The following is a 3976-nucleotide window of genomic DNA, read 5'->3' as shown; positions in this document are numbered from 1 at the left end:
TTTTCTTCCATATTCGCAATTTCGGGGTCTTTCAGCCTCAATCGAACCAGCGTGGGATTGAAACCCCGAAATTGCGAATATGGAAGAAAAGAGTTTCAATCCCACGCTGGTTCGATTGAGGCATGCTCCTCCACACTACATAACCACAACCCACCATCGTTTCAATCCCACGCTGGTTCGATTGAGGCTTAGGCCCCCGGTCGGGCCCGGAAAAAATCCGATCGTTTCAATCCCACGCTGGTTCGATTGAGGCAAAGGTGGAAGAGCGGATGGGTCTGGCCTGTTTCTAGTTTCAATCCCACGCTGGTTCGATTGAGGCGCGGAGGGGAAGATCAGCTTTTGGGTGGCTCCGACAGTTTCAATCCCACGCTGGTTCGATTGAGGCCTGGAGGAGCTGGCGGATTCATGAAGGCTGTCTTCAGTTTCAATCCCACGCTGGTTCGATTGAGGCCTGATCGCCGCCCTCAAGCCGGACATCGACGCTTGGGGTTTCAATCCCACGCTGGTTCGATTGAGGCTTGCGGTCCCGACCCAGGGCCATGACGTGGCCGTTGTGTTTCAATCCCACGCTGGTTCGATTGAGGCCCGGCGTCCGGCGGTCAATGCCGTGGGCCACCTTGTTTCAATCCCACGCTGGTTCGATTGAGGCCGGATCATCCTGAGCATCGCATGCCTCCTGATGGGAGTTTCAATCCCACGCTGGTTCGATTGAGGCGCGAGTTGTTCTTGGAGTATGTCAAGCTTTATCGATGTTTCAATCCCACGCTGGTTCGATTGAGGCCCTACGATTTCATAAATGGAGGCAGGGGAAGGTGTAGAGTATCAGCATCGAAGGCAATTCTGGAAATAAATATATTGCTGATCGCTCGATTTGTCAAGGAGTTTTGAGGCGTTGAGGTTGATGGGATGAGGGTAGGTCCACGGAGACACTTTCAAAAAGACGTGAAATAAACCAATGAAATGGGGACGAAGTCCCCGATGAGAAATAAAATGATGCCCAGAAGGAGGAGAAACGGATCGTTTTCTCGGGATCTTGTTGAATACGCCCGTGGACCCCCGGTTGCCGGAAATTCGTAGGGAGGTTCACGGAGCATGATTGAGCCACGTAGATTAAAGGAAGCGCTTGGCGGTTGCGGAGGGAGGATGCGGGTCCTGCGGGGGATGAGGACCTCGGCTCGATGGAGGCTCCCCGGGTGAAGGCCGCTGTGCTCCCCGACGATTCAGTCGTCTGCCAACGCCGCCAACGCCCGTATCGATTCGCCTCTCCGCCGAAGGGGAAATCCGATCCACGGGCAGCCCCCCGCGCCGTGACCTGCGGAGCCTTCGAATGGCGGCGTGTGCCTTGACAGCCCTCATGCCTTCAAGGTAAAATAAATCGCGACAGTGGGGCCGTAGCTCAGCTGGGAGAGCGCTCCTCTCGCACGGGAGAGGTCGCCGGTTCGAATCCGGTCGGCTCCACTGCACCATCGCGTGGGCCCGTAGCGCAGCTGGGAGCGCGCCTCAATGGCATTGAGGAGGTCACGGGTTCGAATCCCGTCGGGTCCACTTCTCTCAAGTTCGAACGGGGCGTGGGAGCCCCTATTCTTTTATCGCAGCTGAAGGTCCGCAAAGGCGGGGAAGGGGAGTAGTAGGCCATCCCTCAGTGAGCGGCCGGTCGGTGCAAGGCCGCATGGCCTCCAGGGAGGGCCCGGGAAGCCCAGAGGCTCCCCAAAGGCCGAACTCGCCCCGGAGCCGCCGGGGTGACCGCGAGCATCGCCGTAGCTCCGGACGGGTTGCGCCCGTTATCGCGCCCAAAGCGCACTGGAAGGCGGAATCCCGCTTCCAGTGAAGCAGGGTGGGACCGCGGAGGAACCCCCCTTCGTCCCTGACGGAGGGGGGTTCCTTGTTTTTGGACGAATGTGCTTGGTCGCGGGTTTGTGCGGAAAGTCTACCCCTTTCAGGTCGGAGGATCCAATGACGGTGATGGCCCACGCCGCTGCAGGTGTGGTGGCCGCTTATGTGATCCAACGCGCCACCCATCAGCCGTTCCATCTGGGGGTCGCTGGCTTGGCCGCCCTGCTCAGCGGGTTGCCGGATATCGATCTGCTATGGGGCTGGTGGCACCAGCGGCGGGCTCATCGCGCGGGCCACAACCCCCATCACACCCTCTGGACCCATACGCCACTGTTCTGGGCGATCTGGGGTGCTCTGCTGGCGTGGGGGTTCCATCTGCCGGTGGGGCTGGTGGTTGGGCTGGCGCTGTTGCACCTGGCGTTAGACAGCGTGGGAACCGATGATGGGATCATGTGGCTTTGGCCCTGGCGGCGCCGTCAATACGTCCTGTTGCCTCGGGACCTCCATCGAACCGGCGCTCGGGGGATCGCGTTCTACCGACGGTATTACCGACAGCCCATGCTCCTGGCGATCGAGCTCTTCCTCCTCACCGCCGCTCTGGTGATCATTGGCTGGGAGGTCATTGGGTAGGGTTCGCTCATTGAAATTCTCTCTGGGAGGGATAGGTCTCCATGGCGCCGAGAAGCGACTGGATCTGGTGGAACGGGCGGCTGGTGCCCTGGGATCAGGCGACGGTCCATGTAACGGCCCATGCGCTCCACTACGGGACCAGTGTGTTCGAGGGGATCCGGGCCTATGAGACCCCCCAGGGGGCGGCGGTCTTCCGCCTGCGCCCGCACTTGGCCCGCCTCCTCTTCTCCGCCCGGCTCCTGCGCTTCAATGTTCCCTATACAGAGGACCAACTGGCGCAGGCGGTGGTGGAAACGGTGCGGGCGAACGGGCACGCCTCCTGCTACATCCGCCCGTTGATCTTCCGGGGGGTCGGCGGCCTGGCCGTCGACGGCCGCTCCTGTCCGGTGGAAGTGGTGATCATCACCTTCGAATGGGGACGGTATCTGGGGCAGGAGGCCTTGGAGAAGGGGGTGGACGTCATCGTCTCGTCGTGGCGCCGGATGGCCCCGGATACCTTCCCAGCCCTGGGGAAGATCGGGGGGCAATATGTCAACTCCCAGTTCGCGGCGATGGAGGCCCACGACCTGGGGTACGCGGAAGCGATTATGCTGGATGCTTACGGGTATGTGGCGGAGGGAAGTGGGGAGAACCTGTTCCTGGTCAAGGACGGCGTGCTGTATACACCGCCCTTGCACAACTCCATCCTGCTTGGGGTGACCCGGGACGCGGTGCTGGCCCTGGCCCGGGAGCAAGGGATCGAGGTGCGGGAACAGCCGATCCCGCGGGAATGGCTCTACGCGGCGGATGAGATCTTCATGACCGGGACGGCAGCGGAGATCACCCCGGTGCGCTCCGTGGATCGCATCCCGGTCGGATGCGGGCAGCCCGGCCCGATCACCCGCCGGCTTCAGGAGCGTTTCTTCGCCATCGTGACCGGCCAGGCGCCGGACGTTTACGGGTGGTTGACACCGGTCCAGTGAGGCGCCCTCAGGCGAGCGTGGGAGCGAGCCGTCCATGCGGCACGCTGTTCACGGAAATTCCACAAATCGCAAGATCGTCGCTATGAATCGAATTAGGAGTTGCGCAGTTCGGAGCCCACGAGAAGAGGTGGGGCGGCTCTGCCCCCAAAGCCCCCCGGAGAAACCAACTGCGTAACTCTGCGAATGATGGATTCATTGATCAGGGGATTATCGGGAGGCGGAAATGGAGCGTTATGATCCACAGGTGATCGAGCCGAAATGGCAGCAGCGCTGGGAGGAAACAGGGATTTATCGAGCGGTCCGGGACCCGAGCCGGCCCAAGTTCTACTTCTTGACGATGTTCCCTTACCCATCGGGCGACCTGCACATGGGGCACTGGTTCGCCATGGCCCCCAGCGACGCCGTGGCCACTACCTGCGCATGAAGGGCCACAATGTCCTCTTCCCTATCGGTTTCGACGCCTTCGGGCTGCCGGCGGAGAACGCGGCCATCAAACATAACACCCATCCCAAGACCTGGACCTACGCCAACATCGAGCGGATGCGCCGGCA

General features: G+C 61.2%; 2 protein-coding genes, 2 tRNA genes, 1 pseudogene and 1 CRISPR repeat array. All 5 genes and pseudogenes read left to right on the top strand.

All coding sequences use genetic code 11. The annotated features are described in order from the left end of the window. Positions 1–92: 92 nt before the first annotated feature. Positions 93–781: a CRISPR direct-repeat array (repeat unit 30 nt; unit sequence GTTTCAATCCCACGCTGGTTCGATTGAGGC). Between the two features lie 604 nt (positions 782–1385). Next, positions 1386–1458, top strand: a tRNA-Ala gene (locus ACFMO5_RS05105). 14 nt (positions 1459–1472) lie between these two features. Beyond that, positions 1473–1545: transfer RNA gene (locus tag ACFMO5_RS05100), tRNA-Ala, on the top strand. A gap of 408 nt (positions 1546–1953) precedes the next feature. Further along, positions 1954–2463 (top strand): metal-dependent hydrolase, encoded by a 510-nt coding sequence (locus ACFMO5_RS05095; protein ID WP_376791677.1) that lies wholly within the window; start codon positions 1954–1956, stop codon positions 2461–2463. A 41-nt stretch (positions 2464–2504) separates the two neighbouring features. Further along, a complete protein-coding gene (locus tag ACFMO5_RS05090; RefSeq protein ID WP_376791676.1) occupies positions 2505–3425 on the top strand; it encodes a branched-chain amino acid transaminase in 921 nt (306 codons plus the stop codon). Positions 3426–3648: 223 nt separating this feature from the next. Continuing rightward, positions 3649–3976: pseudogene (locus tag ACFMO5_RS05085) on the top strand (class I tRNA ligase family protein); the annotation flags it as partial.

This window comes from Thermoflexus sp. (genome assembly GCF_042408365.1).
GTDB lineage: Bacteria > Chloroflexota > Anaerolineae > Thermoflexales > Thermoflexaceae > Thermoflexus.
The sequence above is the reverse complement of the archived record's forward strand: the minus strand, read 5'-3'. Positions and strand labels throughout refer to the sequence as shown.